31 protein-coding genes are annotated in these 25,407 nt (G+C 36.6%); 4 read left to right on the top strand and 27 right to left on the bottom strand.

Features of this window, described 5'->3' with window-relative positions; translation table 11 throughout:
- Nucleotides 1-4: 4 nt before the first annotated feature.
- From E0E32_RS21165 to E0E32_RS21280, 25 genes are all read right to left on the bottom strand, one after another.
- Nucleotides 5-649, bottom strand: a complete 645-nt coding sequence (locus E0E32_RS21165) for a hypothetical protein (RefSeq protein ID WP_130860785.1) — start codon at nt 647-649, stop codon at nt 5-7.
- A complete protein-coding gene (locus E0E32_RS21170; RefSeq protein WP_130860787.1) occupies nt 622-1,113 on the bottom strand; it encodes a hypothetical protein in 492 nt (163 codons plus the stop codon). The genes E0E32_RS21165 and E0E32_RS21170 overlap by 28 nt, the downstream gene beginning before the upstream one ends.
- Nucleotides 1,114-1,540: 427 nt before the next feature.
- Entirely contained in the window at nt 1,541-2,794 is a 1,254-nt protein-coding gene (gene mobP2, locus E0E32_RS21175; protein WP_130860789.1) for a MobP2 family relaxase, read from the bottom strand.
- Nucleotides 2,795-2,797: 3 nt separating this feature from the next.
- Complete coding sequence (locus E0E32_RS21180) at nt 2,798-3,268, bottom strand: hypothetical protein (protein ID WP_130860791.1); 471 nt, start codon at nt 3,266-3,268, stop codon at nt 2,798-2,800.
- A gap of 1 nt (nt 3,269) precedes the next feature.
- On the bottom strand, nt 3,270-3,602 hold the full coding sequence (locus E0E32_RS21185; RefSeq protein WP_130860793.1) for a hypothetical protein: 333 nt from the start codon (nt 3,600-3,602) through the stop codon (nt 3,270-3,272).
- Nucleotides 3,603-3,820: 218 nt separating this feature from the next.
- A complete protein-coding gene (locus E0E32_RS21190) occupies nt 3,821-4,918 on the bottom strand; it encodes a hypothetical protein (RefSeq protein WP_286172019.1) in 1,098 nt (365 codons plus the stop codon).
- A 23-nt stretch (nt 4,919-4,941) separates the two neighbouring features.
- Nucleotides 4,942-6,081, bottom strand: coding sequence for a M23 family metallopeptidase (locus tag E0E32_RS21195; RefSeq protein ID WP_130860794.1), 1,140 nt, complete (start codon nt 6,079-6,081; stop codon nt 4,942-4,944).
- On the bottom strand, nt 6,081-6,791 hold the full coding sequence (locus tag E0E32_RS21200; RefSeq protein ID WP_130860795.1) for a hypothetical protein: 711 nt from the start codon (nt 6,789-6,791) through the stop codon (nt 6,081-6,083). Before E0E32_RS21200 ends, E0E32_RS21195 begins: the two co-directional genes overlap by 1 nt.
- Before the next feature lie 3 nt (nt 6,792-6,794).
- Nucleotides 6,795-8,756 (bottom strand): VirB4 family type IV secretion system protein, encoded by a 1,962-nt coding sequence (locus tag E0E32_RS21205; RefSeq protein WP_286172020.1) that lies wholly within the window; start codon nt 8,754-8,756, stop codon nt 6,795-6,797.
- Between the two features lie 16 nt (nt 8,757-8,772).
- Complete coding sequence (locus tag E0E32_RS21210) at nt 8,773-9,468, bottom strand: TraC-like domain-containing protein (protein ID WP_228760280.1); 696 nt, start codon at nt 9,466-9,468, stop codon at nt 8,773-8,775.
- A gap of 5 nt (nt 9,469-9,473) precedes the next feature.
- Nucleotides 9,474-9,797 carry a DUF5592 family protein gene (locus E0E32_RS21215; protein ID WP_077356160.1) on the bottom strand — a complete coding sequence of 108 codons (324 nt, stop codon included), beginning with the start codon at nt 9,795-9,797 and terminating at the stop codon, nt 9,474-9,476.
- Nucleotides 9,769-11,643, bottom strand: a complete 1,875-nt coding sequence (locus E0E32_RS21220) for a pLS20_p028 family conjugation system transmembrane protein (protein ID WP_286172021.1) — start codon at nt 11,641-11,643, stop codon at nt 9,769-9,771. Before E0E32_RS21220 ends, E0E32_RS21215 begins: the two co-directional genes overlap by 29 nt.
- Nucleotides 11,644-11,752: 109 nt before the next feature.
- Nucleotides 11,753-12,652 (bottom strand): hypothetical protein, encoded by a 900-nt coding sequence (locus E0E32_RS21225; protein WP_130860799.1) that lies wholly within the window; start codon nt 12,650-12,652, stop codon nt 11,753-11,755.
- A 23-nt stretch (nt 12,653-12,675) separates the two neighbouring features.
- Nucleotides 12,676-13,221, bottom strand: coding sequence for a hypothetical protein (locus E0E32_RS21230; protein ID WP_130860801.1), 546 nt, complete (start codon nt 13,219-13,221; stop codon nt 12,676-12,678).
- Between the two features lie 70 nt (nt 13,222-13,291).
- Nucleotides 13,292-13,528 (bottom strand): YdbC family protein, encoded by a 237-nt coding sequence (locus E0E32_RS21235; RefSeq protein ID WP_130860803.1) that lies wholly within the window; start codon nt 13,526-13,528, stop codon nt 13,292-13,294.
- Nucleotides 13,529-13,656: 128 nt separating this feature from the next.
- A complete protein-coding gene (gene tnpC / locus E0E32_RS21240) occupies nt 13,657-15,213 on the bottom strand; it encodes an IS66 family transposase (RefSeq protein WP_130859703.1) in 1,557 nt (518 codons plus the stop codon).
- A 97-nt stretch (nt 15,214-15,310) separates the two neighbouring features.
- A complete protein-coding gene (gene tnpB, locus E0E32_RS21245) occupies nt 15,311-15,667 on the bottom strand; it encodes an IS66 family insertion sequence element accessory protein TnpB (protein ID WP_042528993.1) in 357 nt (118 codons plus the stop codon).
- Nucleotides 15,657-15,827 carry a hypothetical protein gene (locus tag E0E32_RS22470; RefSeq protein ID WP_165445009.1) on the bottom strand — a complete coding sequence of 57 codons (171 nt, stop codon included), beginning with the start codon at nt 15,825-15,827 and terminating at the stop codon, nt 15,657-15,659. Before E0E32_RS22470 ends, tnpB begins: the two co-directional genes overlap by 11 nt.
- An 82-nt stretch (nt 15,828-15,909) precedes the next feature.
- Nucleotides 15,910-18,159: a VirD4-like conjugal transfer protein, CD1115 family gene (locus E0E32_RS21250; protein WP_286172022.1), complete on the bottom strand. Its 2,250-nt coding sequence runs from the start codon at nt 18,157-18,159 to the stop codon at nt 15,910-15,912.
- Between the two features lie 27 nt (nt 18,160-18,186).
- Nucleotides 18,187-19,227, bottom strand: a complete 1,041-nt coding sequence (locus E0E32_RS21255; RefSeq protein WP_130860807.1) for a toprim domain-containing protein — start codon at nt 19,225-19,227, stop codon at nt 18,187-18,189.
- The gene (locus E0E32_RS21260; RefSeq protein ID WP_130860808.1) at nt 19,220-19,831 is read right to left on the bottom strand and encodes a hypothetical protein; all 612 of its coding nucleotides are present in this window, start codon (nt 19,829-19,831) and stop codon (nt 19,220-19,222) included. The genes E0E32_RS21255 and E0E32_RS21260 overlap by 8 nt, the downstream gene beginning before the upstream one ends.
- Before the next feature lie 9 nt (nt 19,832-19,840).
- Nucleotides 19,841-20,434, bottom strand: coding sequence for a hypothetical protein (locus E0E32_RS21265; RefSeq protein WP_130860810.1), 594 nt, complete (start codon nt 20,432-20,434; stop codon nt 19,841-19,843).
- Nucleotides 20,435-20,500: 66 nt separating this feature from the next.
- Nucleotides 20,501-20,680, bottom strand: a complete 180-nt coding sequence (locus E0E32_RS21270; RefSeq protein WP_130860812.1) for a hypothetical protein — start codon at nt 20,678-20,680, stop codon at nt 20,501-20,503.
- 26 nt (nt 20,681-20,706) lie between these two features.
- A complete protein-coding gene (locus E0E32_RS21275) occupies nt 20,707-20,940 on the bottom strand; it encodes a pilin (RefSeq protein WP_130860814.1) in 234 nt (77 codons plus the stop codon).
- Nucleotides 20,941-20,972: 32 nt separating this feature from the next.
- Nucleotides 20,973-21,248 carry a hypothetical protein gene (locus tag E0E32_RS21280; RefSeq protein ID WP_130860816.1) on the bottom strand — a complete coding sequence of 92 codons (276 nt, stop codon included), beginning with the start codon at nt 21,246-21,248 and terminating at the stop codon, nt 20,973-20,975.
- 456 nt (nt 21,249-21,704) lie between these two features.
- Between E0E32_RS21280 and E0E32_RS21285 the strand changes: the two genes are divergently transcribed.
- The 3 genes from E0E32_RS21285 (at nt 21,705) to E0E32_RS21295 (ending at nt 23,376) form a co-directional block, all read left to right on the top strand.
- Entirely contained in the window at nt 21,705-21,920 is a 216-nt protein-coding gene (locus tag E0E32_RS21285; RefSeq protein WP_066189362.1) for a WYL domain-containing protein, read from the top strand.
- Complete coding sequence (locus tag E0E32_RS21290) at nt 21,921-22,241, top strand: YolD-like family protein (protein ID WP_066189359.1); 321 nt, start codon at nt 21,921-21,923, stop codon at nt 22,239-22,241.
- A 295-nt stretch (nt 22,242-22,536) separates the two neighbouring features.
- Nucleotides 22,537-23,376: a tyrosine-type recombinase/integrase gene (locus E0E32_RS21295; RefSeq protein ID WP_066189356.1), complete on the top strand. Its 840-nt coding sequence runs from the start codon at nt 22,537-22,539 to the stop codon at nt 23,374-23,376.
- A gap of 168 nt (nt 23,377-23,544) precedes the next feature.
- On the opposite strand, the gene E0E32_RS21300 is transcribed toward E0E32_RS21295, so the two are convergent.
- Nucleotides 23,545-24,396 carry an AraC family transcriptional regulator gene (locus tag E0E32_RS21300; RefSeq protein WP_130860818.1) on the bottom strand — a complete coding sequence of 284 codons (852 nt, stop codon included), beginning with the start codon at nt 24,394-24,396 and terminating at the stop codon, nt 23,545-23,547.
- A gap of 241 nt (nt 24,397-24,637) precedes the next feature.
- Nucleotides 24,638-24,913 carry a hypothetical protein gene (locus E0E32_RS21305; protein ID WP_130860820.1) on the bottom strand — a complete coding sequence of 92 codons (276 nt, stop codon included), beginning with the start codon at nt 24,911-24,913 and terminating at the stop codon, nt 24,638-24,640.
- Between the two features lie 284 nt (nt 24,914-25,197).
- Between E0E32_RS21305 and E0E32_RS21310 the strand changes: the two genes are divergently transcribed.
- Entirely contained in the window at nt 25,198-25,401 is a 204-nt protein-coding gene (locus tag E0E32_RS21310) for a hypothetical protein (protein WP_078989028.1), read from the top strand.
- Nucleotides 25,402-25,407 lie beyond the last annotated feature (6 nt).

A 25,407-nucleotide genomic window follows, 5' to 3' on the forward strand; every position in this document is an offset into this window, starting at 1 on the left:
ACCCTCATTTCGTAAATAATAAATCATTTTTTTCTAATATTATTTTTCTTTTTGGCCCTATTATAACTGTTTCAATATAACTTTGAACTTCATCATCGCTTTTAATAACTTTAAATCCAATATTAATTGAATCCTCAATTCTTTCAGTCTTTTCAGTGTTAAATAACTTCTCTAAATCAATTATTACACTTCTTTTATCCGCGCTAATTTTATAGTATTTAGAATACTTTTCAATCTTTTGTGCTGTAACTTGAACGGGAAGCGTCAGTTTCATTTCTCTCTGAAGAAACTTCTTAGGATTGCCTGCCAATTTCACTTCCATATAAATTGTCGCAGTATCTTGATTAAAATCACAGTGAACCAAATACATTTTATTAAAATCTGGTCGGTTCGCTGCAAACTTGACCTTTATAATTGTTTTCTGTTTTATAATGTAATTAAGTAGGTAGTCTAATCCGGTGAATAATGCTACGAAGACTCCAGAATACAAGGTCAGACTTATTCCATAAACTTGATCTTCGGGAATAAAAGATGCGCTTACTGGAAAAACACTCGTTAGATAGGCAGATAACAATGTCGCAATCATTGGCGCAACAATCATTATTAGCTTCCTTATTTTTTTCAAATCCAATCCTTGACGTTCTCCCATATTGAATCAACCATAAATGAAATTTCCCCACCGATATTTTCATTCTCACCTGCTTTAATCAATCCATTAACAGACAAAGATAAATCTATTGGCTTTTCATTTTTTCGATACTTGATTCGAATGTTTTTGATTTCAACTGATTCTTGTTCAGCCAAAAATGATAGTTCTTCCATTAAATCATAAAAATAATCTCTGTCTTTATTGACGGAGGCAATTAAATTATTCATTTGATTTAGATAATCAGTATCATCTTCAATGAAATCAATACTAACAATCTTTGCTTTTTTTTCAACAAACATTTTTCGTAAAACGTGTAACATGATACTTGATGAAATTATTATTTGGCTATGTCCTTCATCAATCTTAGCTCGAACAAACGAATAATAATCCGTTCTGTCAATTTCCATTGCTTCTATACCAGTATTTCCACTGGTCATTAGTAATTTGTATTGACTAAAATTCATAGTCCTCCCCCCAAACTAACTAATCATATAATATAGTACCTTCATTTATTAAGCAAAGTTTCGTATCCATCAAGATGTTGTTATTATTCTAGGTCTATTCAAACACGACTGAAAGACCTCTTTTGAATAGGTAAGGACTTGAACTATATCCTGCTCGTTCTAGACTTTGTTTAAGGTCATTACGGTTACCCCATAGGCAATTAATAAATTCACGTGCTACAGCAGTAGAGTAAACTGGCCTAAGTTTTTGTTTTGCTTGTTCCTGGTAACCCGATTATGCTTTCCGGAGCTTGCAGTGCAGACGTAGACTTCACCGGGTACAGCGCGGGCTATAAGCCCCACAGGTAGCACCAAAATGAAAAGTACATAATCTAACAAAAGTATATCAAAACGAAAGGGAAATTGTTAGCCTTCACTTGATTTCAAATTAATTCTTCTCCATCATCCGATCAAATTCATCCATATCTCTTTCTCGCTTGTAATCATGAAATGTTTTTCGCATTGCTTGCTTCAAACGAATAACAGAAACATGTAAATCACGGTTTCCTTTTCCATTGTACCGCTGAAAAAATGATTGCTGATTTTCTTTATCTAATGCATGAAACTGTCCTATAACTATTTTTTGCTTGAAGACCGACATCTTTTCTTCTTTATCAACTGCTCGCATTTCGGTCAGAATGGCGTTTCCCATACGCTTTTTAAGATCATCTAATTTTGTATCTTTATATTGTTGATAATCACTTTCTTCACCGTACATTTCTTTCATCACATCTACTTCTTCATCCAATTTGGTTTTTAATGCTTGAATCTCTTCTGGATGAAACTGTTCTAAATAAACTTTGGTTATTTCATCTATATATGGCCTGGCCTCATTGATAGATTGATAACCATAACGCCATTGTTTTCGATCATCCGGCAAATGATTCATCGCTTCTTTAAATAATGTTTCTGTTTTCTGGAAAGATGATAACGAAATATTATTTTCCTTTTTGTAGCGTATGGTTCCACGCAACAATTCATCTACCTTATTTCGTTCATGAGTTCGATCTAAAATAACATTGGCTACTTTAGATTTCATCTTGTCCAGCGTTTTTGGCTTTCGTTTGGCTCGATATTCTTCATGCCATGTATTCGAATCCTTATCCAATACATTCATTCGTTCTCTTGTTGGATGTGGCTCTACGGTTGCGACATGTACATGAATGTTATCTGTATTGTAATGCAGGGATGCCGTCCAAACTGCTGATTGCTGCATCCCTTCTGCCTGCAACATGGCTTGCATCGTTTCCCGTACTATACTTCTTATTTTTGTTTCATCAACTGTATGAGTCGCTTCATCGTATAATCCTTGCTTGGCTAGCCATTCATTATCAAAAGAGATGACATCTTGCCACATTGGTGATTCATTTTGCTGTGCTAGTTGAAATTGTTCTTTGACTGTTTGCTTTTCTTTGCCATCCAATCTGTCTTTACTAGAGGTAAATAATTCCCCTTGCTTTTCCTCATCATCCATATAATCCATGAAGTTGTAGAACACATTAAAATCATTTTCCTTATCAGATGAGGTATCCATTCTCACATGTTGTTTCGCATCTTCACGATCCATATAATTAATGTAATCATTAAATGTACTCGACCCAGGTGTAACAAATTTACTTCGCAATACAACAGCTGGACTCATTGTTTATTCCTGACTTTCCGATTGAACTTGTTGCTTTAATTCTTTTTGCCGTTCATAATCTAATTTCTTTTTCCTCTGTTTATGAATCCGTTTTTGAACTAATTCTTCTGCTTGTTCCATTCCTTTTGTTTTATATTCTTCCGTTGTAATTAAATTTTTGAATTTATTCACCAGGTAGTAATGGTTCATGAACTCCAGAATGATTTTCGTGTCACGATCAATAACATTACTTGCTACTTGAATGCGATTCATTTTCTCTTTTACGAAACCTAATTTTTCATCCAGTAAGTCAGAAATCGTTTGTTTGAATAGAACATATTCTTCTTCTCTATTTTCAAAATAAGCATCCACCATTAAGGCAATGGCATTCGCTTGAGATGTATGATTTTCATTCGCTGCCACTTTAATTTTTTCTTTCGTTTCAGTGCTTAACAAAAAATAGGAACCCTGTTTTTTCTCTTCTGTCATGCTCATTTTAATTCTCCTCCTTGTCGCCCATTGCAAAAGTTTTATCTAAAATGTGATCGGCTTCTTCAGGATTTAATCCAAGTGCATCACATAAAATCAAATACAGATGGAGCGTTCGTTTTTCTATATGATTTAATCGTTTGAACGTCATTTCCAATCCGTCAGCAACTCGACTGACGGTCACATCTAATTCTTTTTCTGCTAACTTAATCCCATCAAATTTCACTGTATCCTCTACCATTCGTTTCAGTAATACATTCCTTGATACCTTTTGTTTTTTAGCTTCCTCATCTAACACCTTTACTGCTCGAACATCCACATCCCGAATCTTAATTTCCATTGAAATTCGCTCCTTCCGCACATCATATAGAAAATAGGAAAATCCCCGTTCACAAGAACAGGGATTGTTGAACAGGATAAGGGGAAAGTGTACCCACATAGCGTGGGTGACTAGGCAGCGCCTAGTTTTCCAGTAAGCCCATTTTTCCAGTCAAATATATACCTTTCATATAGGTGTTTCTTGCTGAATATATAGGTTTTATATAGACCTTTTAATGTTTATTTCCCCTCTTTTTCTGAAGGCTTATCTTTGTTTTTCTTCTTTTGCTGTTGCCTTTTCTGCTCCTTTTTAGATTCATCCTTTTTATTTTTGTCCTGCTTTTTCGCATCCTGCTTTTGGTGTTTTTCATGTTTCTTTTTCGCTTCTTGCTGCTGTTTCTGCTCTTCCGACTCTTGATTTTCTTCTACTAATTGACGTTCAGGATGAAGCAATGTATCGAGTTTTTCTTCCCGATTATCGTACTTTTCCTTGAGCTCTTTTACCTTTGATTTGTATGCTTCAATTTCTTCTTTTGCACTGGAAATGGCATTATCTTTATGTTCTATTTCCTTCTCTGTTTCAGTTTGTTCTTCCTTCGTTTCAAATTCCATTTCACTTTTTAATGATGTTTTCTCCTTTGTTAAAGTAGTAATTAATCCCTGTTGGAAAGGAATATTTTCATCTATAATTGTAGATATTTCTTGTTTGATTCGTTCCATGTCTGTGACGATTGCTTCTTTTTGATATGCCTTATCCGATTTTGCAACAAGGTTCTTATTTACTTCAATCTCACGATAATCCCCCACAATAATCACATCTTTCGGCTTCGGCAAATCGGACTTTTTAATTTTATCTGTCTCCGTTGTAGCAACATCACTATCATTTTCCAGTTGTCGTTTATACTCTTGTTTCAGTATTTTGTCATCCCGGTGTTCTGTCACAAACAAACCGATAACACGGTATTCAGTTGGAACATGTTCAATGTGAATGACCATCACATTGTCGGATTCATACACTTTTTTTGCTGGGTAGGTTTCTTTTGATTCCTTTCCCTTTGCTTCAAACGTAAATGTCGGTTCCGCTGCATCGGTACCCGTATGAACCGTTTCAATCGTTACCTCCATGAGTTGATTCTTCGGATTATACTCCCAACTCCTTAAAACTAATGTTGTTTGATTTAAGCCATTGACGGATTTATTATATGGCGTTTGTGCGATGGCACTATCATCATACATCCATGATTTAGACGTTAAAAAAACACCAAGCAAAACGCATAGTGTAACGATAATGCCAATATAGACTTTATTTTCCCTTCCACGATTGAATTTACTTTTCACGCGACTAAATCCTCCTTCCCTTATCATTTTTCGCCTGTTAAAAATGATTTGACGTGTGGCATAGGGTCAACCTTCTCCCCCTCCATTAAAATCTCAAAATGAAGATGAGGCGCAGTTGATGCCCCGGTTGAACCAACATGACCAATCACATCACCTGCCTTCACTTCACTTCCGACAGGTATTCCTTTCTTGTCCATATGAGCATAACGGGTTTTAATGCCATTGCCATGGTCAACTTCTATATACCAGCCATAACCGTTCCCCATGTTTTCTATAGTGGAGTCAAATGTTGTTCCGTTCGATTCACTTATGGTCACTTTCCCATCTGCAAAAGATACAATCGGTGTATTCCTTATCCCAGCACTTGCAATGTCTATCCCAGCATGAAATGTGGTGCAATTTCCACATCCCGACCGATAACCAAAGCCGGAAGTAATGGTTTTGGTATATGGTGAAACCCAAGATTTACCACCGATTAATTCCATATCAACATGATCTTCTGCTTCACAATTCATGGTTAATCCACCCATGTTTGCAGTTAACTTTTTCATCGTTGGTATCCAATGTTTGTTTAAATTGTTTGGATCATTTTCTGCGCCAATCGGAGCATACACTTCCCCCAGTTGTTCAATTGTTACTAATCCATCTACAATAATACGATTATATAAAGTATCTGCCATGGCTTCTAAACCATCTTTTAATGTTGGAAAACGTTGTAGTGCTTGCCAATCTGTTGCAGGATCCATTAAGCCTCCAGGATTATTTTTATCAACTACCCCACTGGAAGTTCCGTAACCTGTTTCATGTAAAGCGATAGCACCAAAAAGAATTGGATCAATTCCCTTTTCTTCAGATAGTTCGATAATATCATTACCATATCCTTTGAAAACGCCTGAGCGATCTTCATGCTTAAAGTAACTATCCCATTCTTTTTGATTCATATCACCTGTTGGCGAACAAATATAACCACCTCCACCATCATCATCTTGATCATTATGTTGATGATCAACACTACCACTTAATGCACCAATAACCGCCATCAACAATGTACAAAGAACAAGAAAGATTAGGACAGGAATAATGTTCGCAATTAAAAAGCTACCCGTTCCTACGAGTAGCTTCTTCCTTATCATATGTTTTGCAAATTGTTTTAAATGCTTCACTACTTCTCCTTCCCCTCTCCTTCCATGTTTTGATTATTCGGTGTCACCATGTTGCTGACAATCCACTTATCATCTTCCCTTTGTAACGTAATATAGTATAACTGCATTGGTTTAGATGTTGATTTTCCTTTCACGGTGACATGCCATGTCGCATATGCGCCATACGTTATTTCTCCATCTTTCAAAGGTTGAGAAGCAAATAGATCAATTGCATCTAACTCTCTTTTTGCTTTTTCATCTTTAAAGTTGGTCATTTCCTTTTGCACATTTTCAAGATAATTTGCTGTAACTGCATCCTCCCACTTGTCCCAATCCGTCAGCTGTAATAAATAAAGAGCAATCACCTTTTCTGCCTGCTCTTTCGCCTGTTCTACTTCTTGTTCACTATATTGGATGATATATTTTTGTTCTAAATCGGCCTCTTCCTGATTATTTTTTGTTTGTTCACTTTGCTTATTTTCATCTGCTGCGTCCGGTTTCTTGGATTTCCCTTCATCTTTTAATACAGCATTTATTTTTTCCTCATCCAGATTAACCGGCTCTTGCATGTTTTCTTTTTGGCTGGACGTTCCAATCATTTCTTCCGGATCTTGTTCCTTTGGATCATCGGCAGTCCATTTCCATATACAAACAATCACAATTAAACCTGTCACTACTAATAGAAAGATAAACTTATAAAACATTCGCTTTTCATGATTATCTTCTCGCATCGTTTACAACCCTCCAGTGAACAGCTTTAATTCTTCTTCACTCGCTTCAATGGATAACATAATGTTTCCGACACCTGAAATACTTAATAAACAATCTCCCTGCTGGAGTTGAGGGACGTGTTCCAATTCGCTTTCCGTTAGCTGCCCTTCAAAAATTGTTCGTAAAGAGTCCAATGTGTTTGAATCTTGCTGCATCACAAACTTATATTGAGTTAGTTCAAATAACGTACGTATTTTTGTGACGGTTGCAGTGTCTTTATCATCTGGAACAAAATCTCTGATTGATTGACTTGCTAAAATCATCCCACCAAAATACTTACGGGCTTCTCTTGCAAAATCTGTTAAGAATGAGACAGCTAACATATTTTCAGCATTAACTAAACGATGTGCCTCATCAATCATAATTAAAAATCGAACGGCATCATCAGGGTCAAATGTTTCACTTTCATACATCTGTTTCATTTGTCTAGCTCCCACTTGAATCAAATTATCCCAGATTAAATTTAACGTATTATACATTTGTGCCTGAAACACATTCTTTTCTAATTTCGTCAGGTTACGGATAGAAAAGAAAATCACTTGTTCATCCGTTATATCCTGAATCGTTGTATGACCGTTAAACAATGAAGCATAGCTGTTCACTAAGTTATCAACGACTAATTCAATTTTCTCCAACCGATCTACCCGTGAAATGGATAATTCGGGACGTATCGTTCGTTTCTCTGGGTTGTCATATAGCTGCTCTCGAATATATTCTAGCAAGTCGCTAAAGATTGGATATTCTTTGTTTCCCAATGTCGTAACACCTGTTGTTTTAGTTTTTTCCATAAAGCCTAGCGATTCATAAAACATACGTAAGATTTTTTTAAATTCTTCAATTTCCTCTGTAGAAGGACTGCCAGCAAGAAATTCATAAAAAATAGCAACCTTTGATATATGTTGCATAAAACATTGCTTTTCATATTGTTCAAAGCTTGCCCGTTCTTCCTTGTAATTACTTTTATCATCTGCCCGATAGATTTGTAATGGATTAATAATCCCATCACTGCCATCCAAGCTTATGGAATGACCTCCTAGTGCATCGACTAAGGTTTTAAATTCCCCTGTCACATCAAACCCTCGAATGAAATTCCCTCTTGCTTCATTATCCATAAGTAACTTTTTTAACGTAGTCGATTTACCGGCACCCATTTTCCCAACAACGACTGCATTGTAAAAACGTCTTAATTTATCTTTATGAAACAAATCAAATAGAACATTTCCACCAGTAAAGGATGTGCCTAGGAAACTGCCAGTTCGATCATTTAACTCTGAAAAGTGATACGGTAATCCAGATGCAAGCGTAATGGCTGGCATCCCTTTTCCCTCTCTTTTATTCGGAAATTTAATTTGCTGCTCATAGGGCAGGAATAATGATTGCCATTCGTAGTAGGTTTCGTTCAAAAATATTTGCCCCTTAAATCCAATGGAATTGAGTTTAGAAATGGTTTGCTCCACCTTCCTTTCCAATTCCCAGATTGTCGGTGAAGCAACAAATAAGCGAATATGAAGAAGCTTAATGACTTCCCCCATTTCGGAAATTTGCTGATATAAATCTTCCATTTCTTTATAACTTCGTTGAGCGTCCATCCGGTCAGATTCTTGTTTCGCACTGCGAAAACGGACATCATGTTCCACCATACTCTTATTGATAGAACTAATCGTTTCATCTTGATCCATTGTGGTCACATCAGCCACAACGGTAACATCATACATGGCCATCACTTTATCCAACCAAAGCAAATTGACGTTGGAAGGATAATCCCACACATGGACGCACGCTTCATAACCGTCTCCTTTTTGAATGTACTTATCTTTAAAAGTCATGCCACCTTGGGGTTGTATTTTCGTTAAAAACGCTTTATCCAGTTTTGGTTTCTTAGAATTCCTTTCTTCCTCAATAAAAGTATTTGTATGTTGTTTCACACCTACCATCCTTTCTTTAAAGCTGTGTATTTTGGTTGTTTAATAGAAATAAAATTTGTTCTTTTTTGTTCTTAGGTAACTTCTGTAATGGAAATGAACTTTGCATCCCTTGCATACAATCGCCTTTTCGGTCTTCTAGTTCTTCTTTATCATCTGCATAGATAAACATGAAAAACTCCCGATTATAACGTTCTCTTTCTAAATATTCGAATTCGAATAACTTTTGCTCAATATACTTTAACCGTGACGGATTCTTCGCCTGTTGCTGTTTTTTCAACCAATATGCCCGCTGTATTTCCGTATTGGTTGGAAAGTTTAAGATGACTTCCTTGAAAGAACGAAAATAACTTCTGAGGAATTGCGCTCGATTTAACAGTAGGTAATTTAAATCCGCATCATTTAAAGCATGAATGTTTTTTGTTTCCACTTGAAAAATGTCCATGACCCCTTCTTTCAGCAGAATGTAATCATCGTGTATTTGTACAAAAGGAAGAATATCGGATGTTTGTTTTAACAACTTGGGCTTTTTGCCTTGTTCTTTCATATCTTCTTGAAATTCTTTTTTCACTTTCTTCTGATGTTTGAGCTTTTGCAGTAGCTGAACCATTTTGTTAGGTTTTTTATTTGTCTTTGTAACCATTTCCGTCTCTTCTTCACATGTGTCCTCATCCAGCTTTTCCGGATTTGATTTAATTAACTTTAAGGGTTGCATTCTGCTTACTCACCCTCCTTGTCTTTTAGAAACTGTTCATTTTCTACTTCATTTCTATCCATTGCATGGTACACTCCCTTTTTATGGCGAAACATTAATAGGATAGATTCATAATTTCGCTTCTCGGGATTGTTGCCACTCGGCAAAAACAAATAAATCATGCCTACAATTGCTACACCGAAATAAAAAAGAATAAATAAGCTATGCACCAATTCCCGTAAGACCGTTAATAATAAAAGAGAGCTAATCAAAATAATAACCAGCTCTCTCATTTCTAATCCTACTATTTTCGGCTTGGATTTAATCTCTTTCGGTATCTCGTATTTCATTGGATTTCAATCCCCTTTTTTCTATTTTGATTTGCTTCGCCTGTTGTACGTTTCCCTTAAATTGGCTCAATTTTTGTCCAATGTCATAACCTGTATTATGTGCTCGGGAAAGAAAATGATTTGCACGTTGTACAGTACGATTTCCGCCAAGTAACGTATGCTTTCGTTGCGGATGAATATGTCCTTGCCCACCAGCATTGACATTCGGCTTATGCTGACTAGATGAAGTTGATCCTCCACCTACATTACTTGACCCACCACTATCACTTCCTGACACATTATTTGTGTTGATTGGGATACTACTTGCCAACGAGCCACTGCGACTAGGAACACTTGTATTTGGCTTTGTTGGAACAGTGTTTGTTTTTGATTCAACGTTTGGATTGTTTACGGCATTCGTTGAAAATTGTTGTTCATGTTGAGAAGCTTTTTGATCTGGATTGCGCGGAGGAACAGGCTTCGTATTGTTGTTTCGCATACCGGCTTTCACCCCTTTGTATGCACCAACTCCACCTGCACCAATACCTCCTGCTGTTTTGCCACCAGTCTTAACAACTTTCCCAGCACCTTTTCCAACCATAGATGCACCAGCGCCAGCCATTTTCGTACCAGCATATGCGCCCATCATCGCCTGCCATCCTGAACGAAGTCCTGCATCTATTCCCATTGTTCGCTGTACGATATCCGGAGCATCAATAAGCGCCCATGCACCAGCAATGAGCAAAATGATGACACCTACAATTCCAATCTCTTGTTCTAAATCATTCGCCCACTGTGCATAGATAATGAACAATTTCAGAAGTACAATCATCACAAAGATAACGGCAAACGTACTAACAATTTCAGTTAATACTTTCTTCAATCTTTGGCCACCTGTTATATCCGTTGATGCGGTAAACATGGCGTATATTTGATGAAAAGCTAAATCAAACATGGCACGGCCAATTTTTAATGTTGTTACTATCAAGGCAAATCCTGTCACAGCTAATATCGTAATGGCAATAGCCCAATTGACGTGATAACGATAATAACTTTGCTGCCCTAAGTTTGTCGCTGGTACCGAGTTTTCACTTAATTTTTCAATCCTTGAAGTACCGTCTCCATTTTGAACAAGTCTGTTTTTTAAAAATTCCTTTTCATCGTTCGTCAATTCTTTGACCCAGTCTTCCGTTGTCCAGCTAAACCAACCTTCATCTTCATAGATATCAAGCTTTTCAGTTACATCAATCAAATCGGGGTTCTTCAGCTTATTTGCATAATAGTAATTACTTGTTCCAATATCTTTATCTGTTCGATGGGGAGGATGTGGCAATGTATTCTCATCCCCCATTACAGTGTCTTTATTTGTCCCATCAGCATAGTTGAAATCACTATCCAGATAGTACTTTAAATCAGAAATATTCCTTTTTAACACGTTATCAGAAATCTTCCCATCTGCCTCCACCGTATCCAGCCCTTTATGCAGCAAATCCTCCATCATTCCCATTAAACTGGGAAGAATGACAATGACACTCACTGCAATTAACACATTCATAATGATTTCATTCCGTTTTTCCACTTTATTCAGCATGAACATAAAACCGAGGACTGTTACAGAAACGACAAACAGCCCGATTGCAAGGGGCTGCAAGACATCTATGAAGCCACCCATGTCTTCACTATCATATAAACCACCTAAGGTAATTACTTTCGTAGCAACGCCTTCAATCCAATCATTAATCCATACTAAAAGCTGTATAATGCCCCAACCGATATTACGGAGAAGATCATCATACAGCCAGCCAGTGGATAAATCGAGGATATCTGCTAAATCCTTATATAGTTTTTTCATCGATTCATCGTTCATCTATCTTTTCACCACCTTTCGCAAAATAAAAAAGAACCCATAAAATGGATTCATATAAGTAAGTATTAGGTCAATTAAGGACTATTGAAGTTTATACAGTACTTAATTATTATTTGTAATGTCGTGCACGTATCTTAACTCTTGATGGAACGTGGGTTTTTGTAGATATTTTCCGGCCACCTTCAGATAAATTCAATGCATTAGATAATATGTTTTTTCTCTGTTCTAGATATTGACTTTTCTCACTAACTAACTTGTTTAGTTCAATTTGTTTTTGAATTACTTTAAGTTCATTAAATAACTTAATTCTTTCATTTATTTTTTTGCACCTCTCTCTCGCTATCCTTGCATGTTTTGTTCGAACCTTTTGGGGTATTCTTTTACATTGCTTGTTTTCTACAACGTAAAAATGCCTATTATTAATAATTAGGTTTTTTCCACTGTTGTGTTTTATATAAGTTAAAACATTAGTACTTCGAAATTTATCAACCTCTTTTCTAGACATATTATACTTAATAGATACTTTCCTTCTATTCATATTAAGAAGATCAAATTCTTTATCTGTTGGTTTTTTTACTTTTAGATAATACTTTCGTTCCCCTATAGCACCAACATATATCCCCTTGATAGTATGATTATCATTTAATTTAACGTAATATAGATTCCCAAGGTTCTTATAGGTGTTCAATCCTTTCCAAATAAAGGAATGATGACAATCAATCGCCCCTTTATCCAAATTATGCTTTATATGGATTTTCTTATTGTGTAATATATGGCCTTGATTAATATGAAGGATTATTGATTGATTTACATCAATAGTTATTTCACCTTTTTCCCACATGTCTTTATGCGCTTCACATAGAACCAACGAATTATTTGATTTGATTTCTCCATAATGGTTTGGTGGTTGAATATAAGTTAGTCCACTACTGTGTTTTTTACAACAGCTTACTTGACATTTATTTTGATAAAGTTTAGTAATAGAATTTTTTAAATCATCATTTACCACTGATATCCCCCCCTACTATATTGTCAGTAACTCAACTCGATATCATTTTGTCGTGCAAAATCTAGTGTACTAGCAACCCCAGCATCTATATCCTCCATGTATTCCATGAAACTTGTTTCATAGCCGTCATCACCATTTGCTGTACCTTCAATTAAAGACTGCCCAAGCAATGTTTCTCTTGGATTTTTCATCACTCCACCATCTTCAATTAAAACTAATCCATCATCTTTTGGCTCCCATACATCCCCTTTATAGTCAGAAGGGGTATTTTTTTCACCTAATTGATCAAGGGTGTCTTGACTTTCCCCATCGAAATTCACATAAAAAGCCGTCTGTTCTTCTTTGTTCAATGACTTATCAAATGCCTCTACTAGTTCCGATTTTTCCACATCTTCCTTACTTGCTGTGAATGTTACTAAAAGAAATGATTCATCACTATCCAATTTTTCCTTTAACTCTTTTAGACTAATCTCATTCATGCCAACTTCTACTTTATTGCCACAAGCACTTAAAACAAGCAGAAATGACAATAGTATCAAGCTGATCCACCATCTTTTTCTCATCTTCACCCATCAACTCCATTTTTGTTCATTTTTTTCAGTATAACAATAATGGTCTGCGGTAGAAAATATTTGCCTATTATATATGAAGTGCTTCTGGTAAAGTGTCATACAGTATTTTTAATTCCTCTTTGGTAAAAGTGAACCCCTTGCCAACCCTTGTTTTATCAGAATTCCACCACCTCACGTCAAACTTTGGATTATCTCCATTCCAACTAATCAAATTCAGCTCTTTTGCCCATCCTCCTTGGCTTCTATGCAATACAACAATTTCCTCAATAACTTCCCAATCCACACGATAGCTCTTTTCCTTCATTCAAAACAATCTCCTCCCTCTTTAATTTGCGCTAATAGCCTTTTGTATGTAAGCGGGAAATAATATGACGCCATGACAAATAGCCCTGAAAGGAGTAAACTTTTTGTAAAGAAGCTCCATTAGGGCTATTATGCTCGTTTTATATGTTTTGAAAGTGGCTTCACCTTGGCTTGGATATAAGGACTCCATGGAAAATAGTTTTCCCATTGTTCCGAGTCTTGAAAAATATTAAGCTGGGGAAGTTCCGTAAATAAAACGGTTAAGTATTCAAACGGATCAATTCCATTTTCTTTAGCTGTTTGGATAACACTGTATCCAATGGTATTCGCATGAGCTCCAGCTACGCTGGTTGAAAAATACCAGTTTTTACGTCCGACGGTGACAGGCCGAATGGAACGTTCTGCGAGATTATTACTAATGAAAAGGCGTCCGTCTGTTAAAAAGCGTTGAAGGGAATCCCTTAACTTTTGTGTATAATCCACAGCTTTTTGTAAAGGACCTTTCATTGTAACGAGAGCGTCCAGCCATCCCCAAAACTCCTTCAGTAACGGCTTGCTTTCCAGCTGGCGTTGCTGCAGGCGTTCCTCTGGAGATAAATCTTTCCATTGCCTTTCCAGCTTGAAAAGCTGGTCACAGTAATGGACGCCGACGGCGCCTTGTCCATTTGAATCATTGGTCTCTAAAAACTTTCTCCGAACATGCGCCCAGCACGTTTGAAGTTGCACATCTTCTAATTTTTGATAGACGGAATATCCATCACAATGAAGAAGTCCTTGAAATCCTTTGAGAAAGGTTTCTGCTACTTCAAACCGGCGTGTCTCGGAAGAATGGTAGAGAATAATGGGATGTTTGGCAGCTTCCGCTGTTCGAAATAACCATATCCTCGCATCGGCTGTAGCTGACTTTTCGTCTGCCCGGCGTAAAATTTGATAGGTCGTTTCATCAGCGGAGAGCACAGGTTCTAGAAGTAATTTTTCTCTCATTTGTTGGTACAATGGCTCCAGCCATTCTTCGGAACTTCGAATCGCCCAGTTTGCCAACGTTCGCCGGGAAACCTTCAACCCATATCTTGCCCATTCTTTTTCCTGACGATGATAAGGAATACTCATCTCCAGCTTTTGATAGAGATTACAGGCTAACACGCTCGGTCCAGCTAAACTTTTAGCTATGGCTGGTTCCGGTGCTTTTTGTCGGAGAATGTGATTCTGACCGGTTTTCTTACAGGCTAAGCATTCATAAGCATGTTCATAATGTACATGTTTTACTAAATGAGCTGGGATAAACTCTAACTCCGTTCGAGCTTCTCGCTTCCCAAGATGTTTTAATGGGCTGGCGCAGCACGAACAGACCTGGCTATCGGACGGAAGAGTGTGCTCTTCCACCACGATAGGCAAGTCTCTTGTGATATCGGCCCGCTGCCCTTGATATTTTTTTCGCTGATAAGAGATGGTCTCTATTTCAACGGCTTTGTCTGCAGGTTGCTCTGCCTCGCTAAAAGGGGGATTATTGTCTTCTTCGAAGAAGGAGAGTTGACCTTGAGAATTCTTTTCGGATGATGTTCCAAATAGTCGACGATTCATATTGGTCAGCTGGTTAATCAGCTGTTCAATTTGTTTTGCTTGTTTTTCATTTTGAATTGTCAAATGTTCGATTTGTTTCATCAGCTTCTTTTCCAATTCTGTCAACGTATTCACCCCCTGTGTCCAAATAATTTCTTTTATCGTACCACACTTTATCAAAAAGGGAAGAAAAAATTTAAAAAACAATTTCTCTCCCCCATGATTAAGTGAGGACACCTAATTTGGCAGGTTGAATTTTTTGTTTTTGATAGATGGAAAAACCGTCAAACAGCCACTCGATTTGTTTTGGTGTCAGTTTTTCAACGTCGGTTTGCGAACGCGGCCAAGTTAACTTTCCCTGATCGTATCGCTTATAAAGCAAATAAAAACCTTCTCCATCAAACCAGAGAGCTTTAAATCGATCCGTTCTTCTCCCGCAGAATAAGAAAACAGATTCATCTAAAATATCTAATTGAAATTGACTGGTGATTACGGAAGCCAGACCATCAATGCCTTTGCGAAGATCTGTATAGCCACAGACTAAATAACAATTTTTCATCTGGGAGAAGTCAACGAGCATGACGGCACACCTCCTTTATCAAGGCTACTGCCAAAGATTCCTGACAACCTTCAAAGATTGTTAGCTGTAGAGAATGACAAGAAACTTCCGCTACTGGATTTACAGGCGTAGAGGAAGATGGTGCTGGAATCGTTACGGGAACAATCGGGTTTTCCTTCATGAAAAAACTACCTCCTGTTACTTGTTAAATCCAAGTATAGAGGTAGTTCCGTTATAATAGAATGCGGTCTATTATTTCCCGCTTACTTTTGTATTAACGCATCCTCTTCATCCTCCTCATCTTCTTGTTCACTTTCCTTTTTTTGCTTCCTTAGTTCAAGTTGATGTTCCATTCTCTCATTTATTTTTTCTTGCCAGCCCGCCATAGTATCCTGAGGCAAATATTTATTTAATGGTTCCATCAGTTTCAAATGCAATGCTTCAAGACTTGGATGAAAAACAAGATAACTTAAATAGTGTAAAAATGACCATTCATCCACCTCCAACATTTGTTGCTGCGATGTACTTCTATCTTTTTTCGACAGCCCTTCCACTTGCATAAAATTACGTTTCAGTCTGATAAAGTCATCGGATTCCATTACATCTGCCATTCGTAAATATAAATCGTCCCGTACTTTGGCTGAATATACCATTTCATTTAAATTCATATCATAATAAGCATCAGAAGCAATCGGCAAGGATAGAATGGACTTGCTTGTATCAAAATCATTTGCTAGGTATTCATAACGGAATTTCTGCTTCGTTTGGACTTTATTAAAAATCGGTTTCGGTTCAATTTTTCTTCGTTTCGTATCTTGTCGTTTGTTTACTCGAATCACAACGGATTGTCCTTCTTGTAATCTCATCAATTCATCTGAGGTCAACAATGCCCTCTCCTTGGTTGATTCACTATGCGATTTATCAAACGAATGCAATTCCCCACTTCGACTCACATCTGTAATCGTTCTTGTTCCCAACATACTCGAATAATGTTCGGCAGTGCTTTTATCTTCCGTTAGAATATATATTTGATTGGAACAGTTTCCAATGATGGTGTCTGATTCTTCGCCATACATTGATTTAACCTGGGAGTAAGCTTGGATAATTAAGTGATAGCGAAAACCTCGCCCAGCACCAACTGTCACCATTCCGGCCATTCCTTCAATCGTTGGCATATTTCCAAATTCATCTAATAGGAAGTGAACATTTCGCTTCATTTTCCCGCTTTGGCTTTTTGTTGCTTTCTCAGAATTTATTCTATAAAGTTGACTGATTAAAATGCTTGCCAATACCTCATTTGACTTATCAGAATCAGGTGTTGCTATGAATAATGCAATTGGTTTAACACCAAACCCTATATCCGTTAGATCCAAACTATTATACCCAGTTACTTTCGCATTCGGTTCTAACGTAAATATCTGCAACTTATCCATGGCAACACTAAAAATACTTCCCCTTGTATTTCCTGTTGCGAAGTTCGACGTCGCATACATCATTCTTGCTGAATTATTTTCATCTCTTGCTTGAAAAAACAAATCCAAGGCATTATTTCCTTCCTCGTCATTGTCACTTCCTTTTGTTGAAAGGAAGTTTGCCACGGAATACATCGTCACTCGTTCTTCTTTCCCTTGATTGACCATATCTTCTGTTAATGCTAGGATAATTGCTGTCACAAGTGATTTCGCACTGTTTGACCAGAAAGGATCTTTGGCGTTTGGATCATGATATAAGCTATATGCAACACTATTTGCATATTTCTGTGCATCACTATGAAGCCCTTTCCTCCATGAATCAATCACCAACTGCAAAGGATTGAAGCCCATACTCATATCATGCTGAATAAGATTGAACACATGAACATCATATCCCCGTTCTTTCAACGTTTCATAAGAAGCGCCAGCCAGTTCACCTTTTGGATCATTGATAACCATCGAAGGTTTTTCACTCGCTCTGCTTTGCACGTCTATCATTGGTACAACAAATGTTTCACCCTTACCACTACGAGTAATACCAATCACCATCGTATGGACTGGGGCATCATCAATTAATAATTGATAGTTATTACCTTCTTGCATTCCGGCAATAATGGTGCCGCCCTTCCCCTTGTATTCTTTCGTTTTGGAAGGAATACTTACATACTGTTTTTTCATGTTCTTCACTTTTTCAAATTCGTTCGTTCCATGTTGCCCCTTATTAATAGATTGATAATTCATTTTCACATTGTATAGGAGCTTCAGAACACTAATTCCAATCAGTATATAAAATCCTACATAGAACTCAATCCACTGCCGTTGGAAAATAAAGAAGTAGTGCCAATCAACCGAGAACGTATGGAAATTCACCTCTTCAGGATTCGTTGCAAAACCTTCCACCAAATATAATACTTGCTGCAAAAAGTGCAGCAGGAAATTAGCAACGAAAAAGCCTATAACGGTGACACATGCGATACATAAACTCATGACTTTCCAGTTGCTCAAACGTTCTGTGAATGACTTTTTATCGTTGGAATACAAAATCATTACCTCCTCTCCCACTAAGCATTATGGAAGTGGTATTTCATTTTCTGGCTGTTTTGTCCGCTGCAATTGATTAGTATCTTGTAAATATCTTTTTGCAAATTGCGTCCTGTTGCCTTGTAAAAATTCATTCGCATCTTTAAAACCGTCACCATAACGGAACAACGAGATATTTTCGTCTAATCCCTCAGTTCTAAGCGTGGCAACCAACTTTTGTGTTGCCTTCCAACCAGCTTTATCATCATCCATTGCCATTAAAATATGTTTATCTGTAAATGTGTCATTGTTCTCCTTAATATATGCTTGCACCTGCCGTGTTTTTGATGCACCTGTTAACGCTACAAAGCCACAATTTGGATCTATCTCCCGAAAAGAAAGAGCATCCAGCAGCGACTCGCTAAATACAATCGTTTTCGCCTCATCTGGAATCTCCATAAAAAAATCCTTCGTTTCTTTAGAAGGATTCATGATCAACTGTATTTCTTTAGGCTCCAATGTTGGATCAATACTAGACCGAAGCAACACCCGATTCAAAACATTATTTTCATCATATAGAGGAAAAACTAAATTTCGTTTACACATCCAACTATTATTAGAGTAATCTTTTCCTAACAAGCTGCTTACTTTGTTAAAAAAATAACTTGTCACCTGTTCATTTTGTAAGTCTACAATATGTTCTCTTGCATTTTCCTTTGATAAACCACGGTAGCCATTATCCAAGACTTCACTTTTTGTTCCTGTTTTCGCAAAAGAAAAAAGCCTCATTGACCAAGTTAGTGCCTCCTTTTGGTCATCTGAAAGGCTTGGAAAGGTTTTTTGTATCTTTTCTCTTTCGGGATGTACATCCTCTTTCTCATGAAATTGCAATAACATCCGTTCACCACAATGATTCTCACGGTTGCATTGAATAAAGTTTGTATTGTTCTTGTATATGAACGCCTCATGTTCATTGCATTCAGGACAATTACAGATATAATATCGTCCTTTATCTTCTGCATTCAACTCAGCTAGCGCATCCTCAATATTTTGATAAACCAATTTTTTGTACAAGTCTTGTTTATCCATCTTCACCACCTTCTAACAACTCCTGCATTTTCACATCATATCTTTGGACAACCGGCTCAATGACTTTATCTTCTATTTTTTTACCTGTATCTAGTATCGTGCCTTCAAACAATAAGTCATGGTAGCCATCATGAAATGCTTGGATTAATTGGTTATGAAGCTCGTACGCTGTTTGAAACCCATTTTCACTAACAAAAGCTTCCCCAAACAAACCATCCTCTAGTCTCTGGTACGTTTTATTGTGAACCATTATTATGTTAATCCGCTGGGCCTGTAATGATTGATAATTCGTTACTACATGAGTAATGAACCTTTTAAAATGTTTATCATTACTCATATATGCATCTGGCTTTATATTTTCACCCTTTCCATCCGTCACAGCATCAAAACTAGTTCGTATAGCAGTCATCACATGTTCCATTTCTGCATAGATGCTTGTTTCAATAACAGGCGTGAACGCATTGTAAAGGGCTTCTAACTGTTCATCATGTAGTTCTAATGGAATGTCTCTTTTCGATGAATCACACATTACTTTACGAAAACGATTTTGAAACGCTGTAAAAGAGTTAATAGCGTTATCGGTTTTCAACGTTCTTAATGCCACTTAATCACCTCACATCTCCATCTCAAATTCTGTATCCTTTTTCTTACTTTTTCCTAGCTTGATTTTCTTTTCGTCCTCTAGATCTCGTTCTACTTCTTTCAATTTTTCGTGTTGTGAAGGCGTTAAATCCATTTCACGTATATCATCCAATACTTCCTTTTTCAATGCATACACTTTTTCATAACCATATTTGGATTCAAATGCTTCCATTTGTTGATCCCTTTTATCTTTGTTCACTTCTATTTCTTGCTTTTCATCCTGCTCCTTATCAAGAAATGCTAATACCTTATGTTTATAGGCTTTTTTGAAGTCCTGTTCTTCTTTTGAACCTTCCAGATTGTTTAGCACATTATTTTTATACGTTTCTTTAAATTGATTAGCTTCTTCTTGTTCTCTTTCGTATTGTTCATACAAGGATTCTCCTTCTTTCTCAATTTCAGCTAACCTCTCATTTGGCAATTTTGTTTTTAATACCGCATCTTGATAAAACGTACTTAATTGATTATATTTCCACTCATAGCCTTTATTATCAGGGTGCATTGTCGCCTTTTCTTTTGCAGCCAGTAATTCAGCATATTTGTTTGCAAGTTCTTTTGTATTCATTGCACTACCTCCAATTTAAATAAAGCAGGCTTCCCGATTATAAAGAGAAGCCATAAACTAATTTCCTTATAATGCTTGAAAATTTTGCACACAAACCGATTCATCCAACTCTTGATTTTCAGCAATCGCTTGTTCCATAGATCGTATATCACCAATATTTTGAATCGGTTCAGGTAAAGTAACATCAATGTTCCCCCACCCTTCAGAATAAACGTAACTGACAAAGTACTTATGCTCTTTCGCCATTGCTTCATCTCCCATGTAAACGATATTTAAAACCCGACGACACGACCACCAAGCCAGCTAACAAGGCTTGCTGCCAAGTAAACAATACCAAAACCGATAGCAACATTAACCATCCATCCGGTATACATCTCTTTCTTTTGAGGATCTTTTGCAAAAGTCCAAAGCAGACCAATAACAACTAGCACCAGTCCGGCTAGAACTGGTGCAATTGGTTTAATTCCGTTCGTGATATTTGTGATTGTTTGAATTGCATCTTGCATAGATTTTCAACCCCTTTCCTCAAGAGCTATTTTTAAGATTGTTTTGCTACCTCTGTAATTTGTTTTTGATTATGAACATTAAAATTCAAAATGATTTCCTGATGCTGCTTATGAAGCCATTCGTAATAAGACCCGCCATTAGCTTCAACAATTTCCATTGCCAATGCTTCAAATTCTTTAAAGCCGGCTGGTTTTGCTGGTTTCTTCTTTTTTGATTGTGAAGCCTTCTTTTGTGAATCAGGTGAATGTTTCTCTTTAACTTTCAATGTTTCGACTTGTTGATTTTCCTTTTGTGTATGATCAGACATTCTGTTTCACCTCCTAAAAAAGAGCAAAATAAAAACTCTTTTCTCGTAAAAGAAAAGAGTTAATAGGAAGTATCAAACTTCCTGATACTAATACTTTAACACCGTTTTTATGGAATTTGGTTCGTCATTTGTTCGGTAAATGTTCGCAAAAAGTTCGTAAATCATATTAATTTTAATGGTTATTGGCAGACTTCATTGTAATGGATGTATCCAAGTGGTTAAAGCAAGATCATCTGTAGTTATCAGTGAATTTCATACTTTGGCTCATGAAAAATGTTTTCATTTGATTAGAGTGTCGAAGAGGGACTGCGGAAGACTTGAATGCATAGTAATAACATATTTAAAATGAAAAGCTATCCAATAGGACGGCTTATTTTTTTGTTTACATTATACAATTATTTGCTATAATAAGAACAAGTGTTCCGAAAGAAGATTCCTATTATGGGAGGGTTCAACATGAAGACATTGTTTTTAAACTCAATTGAAATTAAAGAAAAGATTGTTATTTTTTATATGGATAGCAATAATAAGGTCACACAGCGTTATATAAGGGTACTGCAGGTACATGATAATTACATACTTGCGTATTGTTATTACCGTGAAAAGGTGCGAACATTTAGGTTAGATAATATCCTTTCTGCTGGACCTTCAAGAAAAAGGGTAGGTGCTTAAATGAACGAAAGAGGAACAATCAAATGGACATCACTAATGCTGCCAGAACATGTCCAAATGTTAAATGAATGGACGGAAGAAGATAATTGGAAAACTAAGCCTATCCTGGATGAACAACAAATAGAAGAAAACAGTATGAAGCTCCAGCTGGCTATACACAATAATTTAACTGTAGAAATTAAGCATTATAAAGATCGTTATTTTCATATGGCTAAAGGGAAACTGTATAAAATTGATATCGTGAATAAATACATCAAAATTGATAACGAAGAACGTACTAAAATTAATTTGAATGATCTAATAGATGTCGCTATTGATTAACCCCCAGTGCATAAAGGGGTTAATTTTTTGTCTTTCAAAATAATCATCCACAATCTTAACTAAATCCTCAATACCCTGCTATTTTGCTTCCAGGTTCATTTTGTATCCGTCCTTCCATAGAGATCATCGACTTAATACAACAATTCAGCGAGTTTCACAACTTTATTGAATAACTCATATTAATTTAATTTGATCATTAATTTTTATTACATTCATCGTAATTGTAAAAATAGTTATTTAATTCTACTTATCTGGTAAAAATGTATAACAAAGATCAATATGGGAGTGAATTTTATTGTTGATGTCTGAAGCTGCAAAATCTTATGAATCTGATAAAAGAATTGAAGGATTTTCGCCACAAACATTGATTGCTTATAAGCTTCAAGCAAAGTTGTTAATGAATTATTTTGGCAACACCAAAATAAAGCACATTACAACCCAGCATCTAAAGCAGTATTTAGGTGAATCAAGCAAAGAATTGAAACCATCGAGTTTGTCTCATCGAATAAGGTTTATTCGATCTTTATTTCGTTGGTCACACGAGGAAGGAATTATTGAGACTAATCCTGCTAGTAAAATAAAAGAACCAAAAGTTGGTAAACGTATTCCAAAGTTTTTAACAGAAAGAGAGATTGAACATTTAAGAGATGCTTGCTTTACCTCAATGGAGAAAGCCTTATTTGAATATATGTTTTCTACAGGATGTCGAATTGGAGAAATTGTTACACTTGACCGAAATAGTATTAACTGGGGAAGTCAATCCGCAATTGTTCGGGGGAAGGGAGATAAGGAGAGAGAGGTATATTTCAATATACGTTGTGATATTTGGCTAAAAAAATACCTCGATAGACGAGATGATAATGATCCAGCTATATTTGTCACGGAGCGCAATCCACATAGAATGAGCATAGCTCAAATGAGATACGTCATTAAACGTATCTCTAATCGGGCTGGAATTAATAAAATCATCCACCCCCACCAATTAAGGCACAGTTACGCAACTCATCTATTGAACAATGGAGCCCCACTTGAAGTTATACAAAGTTTGCTGGGACACGAGAAAAGCGAAACAACACGAATCTATGCTCAATTAACTGGGAGGCTGCGACAAGAGTTTTATAGAAAATACTTTTAGAGGTTAAAGAGCAACAAGATATTGCGTTGCTCTTTTCAATTTTTGCACCAATATAGTTGAAAATGAAAAAGAGACTTTCATTTCAGAATCGCGCCCGATCGTATTGCGGATTAAAATAATTTCTTGAAGCAGTGGATTCATGATGAAATCCACTGCTTATATAGGTTCCTATTTTACAGGGATCCAGATTTCTGAATATAAATCAGGACTGGATGGATTTTCATCTGAATATACCTCTAGTTCTGGTGCACCTGCATGTTTGTAACCACTTGAAGGAAACCATTCTGAAAAAATTTGTTTCCACGCTTTTTGCATAGCATCCGGCATCGGCCCGTGAACCTCAAATACGGCCCATTTGGATTCGGGGATTTCCAAAGTTGATAATCCATTAGGAGCACTGCCCTCGTGTGCTGTACCTATCCAATAATCAATGGACCCGGAATCTATTTCAACACATACACCCACTACACCTTCAACTGGACCATTGTTCAATTTAAACAATCGCTCGTCTGTGTCCTCTCCGTTTATCTTATCCCACATTTTGGGGATACCCACTAGGTTCTCCTCATTAACCAGTGAAAATTCCTGTTTAAACCCCACAATCTGAAATCCCTCACGTTCAACAATTTTGACCTGCATTGGTTCTGCTCCCTTCAGACTCACCTGTACTACCAGGCGGTTATAAGATTTTAGCTTTCCCGTGTACTTTCGTGCTTCACTTGGTGTTACACCATGTTGCCGCCTGAAGGCCTTCGAGAAAGCTTCAGGAGTGTCGTAACCATATTCGTAGGCGATATCAATAATCTTTGTGTTTGATCTTGTTAACTCATAGGCAGCTAATGTTAGGCGACGACGTCTAAGATATTCACCAACAGATATATCAGTTAATATCGCAAATGTACGCTGAAAGTGAAAAACCGAAAAGTTAGCCTGTTGGGCAATGTTTTCTATCGGAAGGTCATCAAGTAAATGATCTTCCATATAGTCTATTGCTGCCTGTAATGATTCAACCCACGTCATGTCACTCACTCCTTATTTAAAATCCTAACAGAGCATCATCAATTAATCCTGTCTTTCCGTGCTTTGGTCGGACAGTATTTTTGAGTTAGTTAAGCTAACTGGCCCGTTTTTTGAAAAGATTATCAGACCACACTCTTAAACTAAACTACCAAATGGCACAATAAAAGGCGACTGCTCTTATTGTGTTATCGCACCATATAGTATAATAAAAAAATATTCCAAATTACTAACCACAATTTTCCTATATCTGCTTTATTAACGTAAAAATATCGATTAAATATAACAGTATAGCTGGAACAACTAAAATCGCTAATCCTAAAATAGCTAAAAACATAAACGGGTTCCAAACCATTCTTCTATTCAATAGAAGAACAACGGTTGAACTTACAACACTTACCATAAAGGCGTATTTGATTTGTATTCCAAATTGGTACAAAATTCCGATTGGCATTGGTCCAAATTCGGGCGGCTGAATATATGATTCGGTCCAAATAGTAGAAACGATAAGAATTATCAAAGCATAACTCAATAGAAGTAAAATACTACTAATAACTTTATTAAGGCTAATGTTTTTCACCCTTTCTTTCAATTTTCATTAGATAAATTTCGTTATCGCTTATTCCACAAAACTGCCAAATAGCACAATAAAAGGCGACTGCTCTTATTGTGCTATCGCACCCATTAGTTTAAGTACATTTGTTCACAAGTTTAAAGTTTTTAGAACCTGCCTGTTATTTTTTGAGTATAAGTTTAAATGCCGTTACAAATAATACCCCTATAACAAATGAGGGGGTTAATAAAATGGAAGAAGCACCTACAAGTAATAATGGAATGAACACAAGCAATAATGGAATGAGTACATCTAATAAGATAAACCTTTCAGGTCTTGGTGTTGGAGCAATTGTACTAACCACTGTTTATACGGCGGTTTTGGCTTCACAGTTAATGGCTACCAAGCATAAAGTCGATTACCTTTATTACAAAGAATTAACACAAAATAAATAGCTAATT

The sequence above is a fragment of the Gracilibacillus phocaeensis genome (genome assembly GCF_900626275.1).
GTDB lineage: Bacteria > Bacillota > Bacilli > Bacillales > Amphibacillaceae > Gracilibacillus > Gracilibacillus timonensis.

Coding starts and splice junctions, on each gene's coding strand:
- E0E32_RS21200 (WP_130860795.1), bottom strand. CDS start 6,791: ATGCGAGAAGATAATCATGAAAAGCGAATGTTTTATAAGTTTATCTTT.
- E0E32_RS21280 (WP_130860816.1), bottom strand. CDS start 21,248: ATGTCTGATCATACACAAAAGGAAAATCAACAAGTCGAAACATTGAAA.
- E0E32_RS21300 (WP_130860818.1), bottom strand. CDS start 24,396: ATGACGTGGGTTGAATCATTACAGGCAGCAATAGACTATATGGAAGAT.
- E0E32_RS21285 (WP_066189362.1), top strand. CDS start 21,705: ATGAAGACATTGTTTTTAAACTCAATTGAAATTAAAGAAAAGATTGTT.
- E0E32_RS21220 (WP_286172021.1), bottom strand. CDS start 11,643: ATGAACGATGAATCGATGAAAAAACTATATAAGGATTTAGCAGATATC.
- E0E32_RS21310 (WP_078989028.1), top strand. CDS start 25,198: ATGGAAGAAGCACCTACAAGTAATAATGGAATGAACACAAGCAATAAT.
- E0E32_RS21215 (WP_077356160.1), bottom strand. CDS start 9,797: ATGAAATACGAGATACCGAAAGAGATTAAATCCAAGCCGAAAATAGTA.
- E0E32_RS22470 (WP_165445009.1), bottom strand. CDS start 15,827: ATGAAGGAAAACCCGATTGTTCCCGTAACGATTCCAGCACCATCTTCC.
- E0E32_RS21290 (WP_066189359.1), top strand. CDS start 21,921: ATGAACGAAAGAGGAACAATCAAATGGACATCACTAATGCTGCCAGAA.
- mobP2 (WP_130860789.1), bottom strand. CDS start 2,794: ATGAGTCCAGCTGTTGTATTGCGAAGTAAATTTGTTACACCTGGGTCG.
- E0E32_RS21275 (WP_130860814.1), bottom strand. CDS start 20,940: ATGCAAGATGCAATTCAAACAATCACAAATATCACGAACGGAATTAAA.
- E0E32_RS21170 (WP_130860787.1), bottom strand. CDS start 1,113: ATGAATTTTAGTCAATACAAATTACTAATGACCAGTGGAAATACTGGT.
- E0E32_RS21210 (WP_228760280.1), bottom strand. CDS start 9,468: ATGCAACCCTTAAAGTTAATTAAATCAAATCCGGAAAAGCTGGATGAG.
- E0E32_RS21235 (WP_130860803.1), bottom strand. CDS start 13,528: ATGAAGGAAAAGAGCTATCGTGTGGATTGGGAAGTTATTGAGGAAATT.
- E0E32_RS21180 (WP_130860791.1), bottom strand. CDS start 3,268: ATGAGCATGACAGAAGAGAAAAAACAGGGTTCCTATTTTTTGTTAAGC.
- E0E32_RS21185 (WP_130860793.1), bottom strand. CDS start 3,602: ATGGAAATTAAGATTCGGGATGTGGATGTTCGAGCAGTAAAGGTGTTA.
- E0E32_RS21165 (WP_130860785.1), bottom strand. CDS start 649: ATGGGAGAACGTCAAGGATTGGATTTGAAAAAAATAAGGAAGCTAATA.
- E0E32_RS21255 (WP_130860807.1), bottom strand. CDS start 19,227: ATGGATAAACAAGACTTGTACAAAAAATTGGTTTATCAAAATATTGAG.
- E0E32_RS21265 (WP_130860810.1), bottom strand. CDS start 20,434: ATGAATACAAAAGAACTTGCAAACAAATATGCTGAATTACTGGCTGCA.
- tnpB (WP_042528993.1), bottom strand. CDS start 15,667: ATGCTCGTTGACTTCTCCCAGATGAAAAATTGTTATTTAGTCTGTGGC.
- E0E32_RS21270 (WP_130860812.1), bottom strand. CDS start 20,680: ATGGCGAAAGAGCATAAGTACTTTGTCAGTTACGTTTATTCTGAAGGG.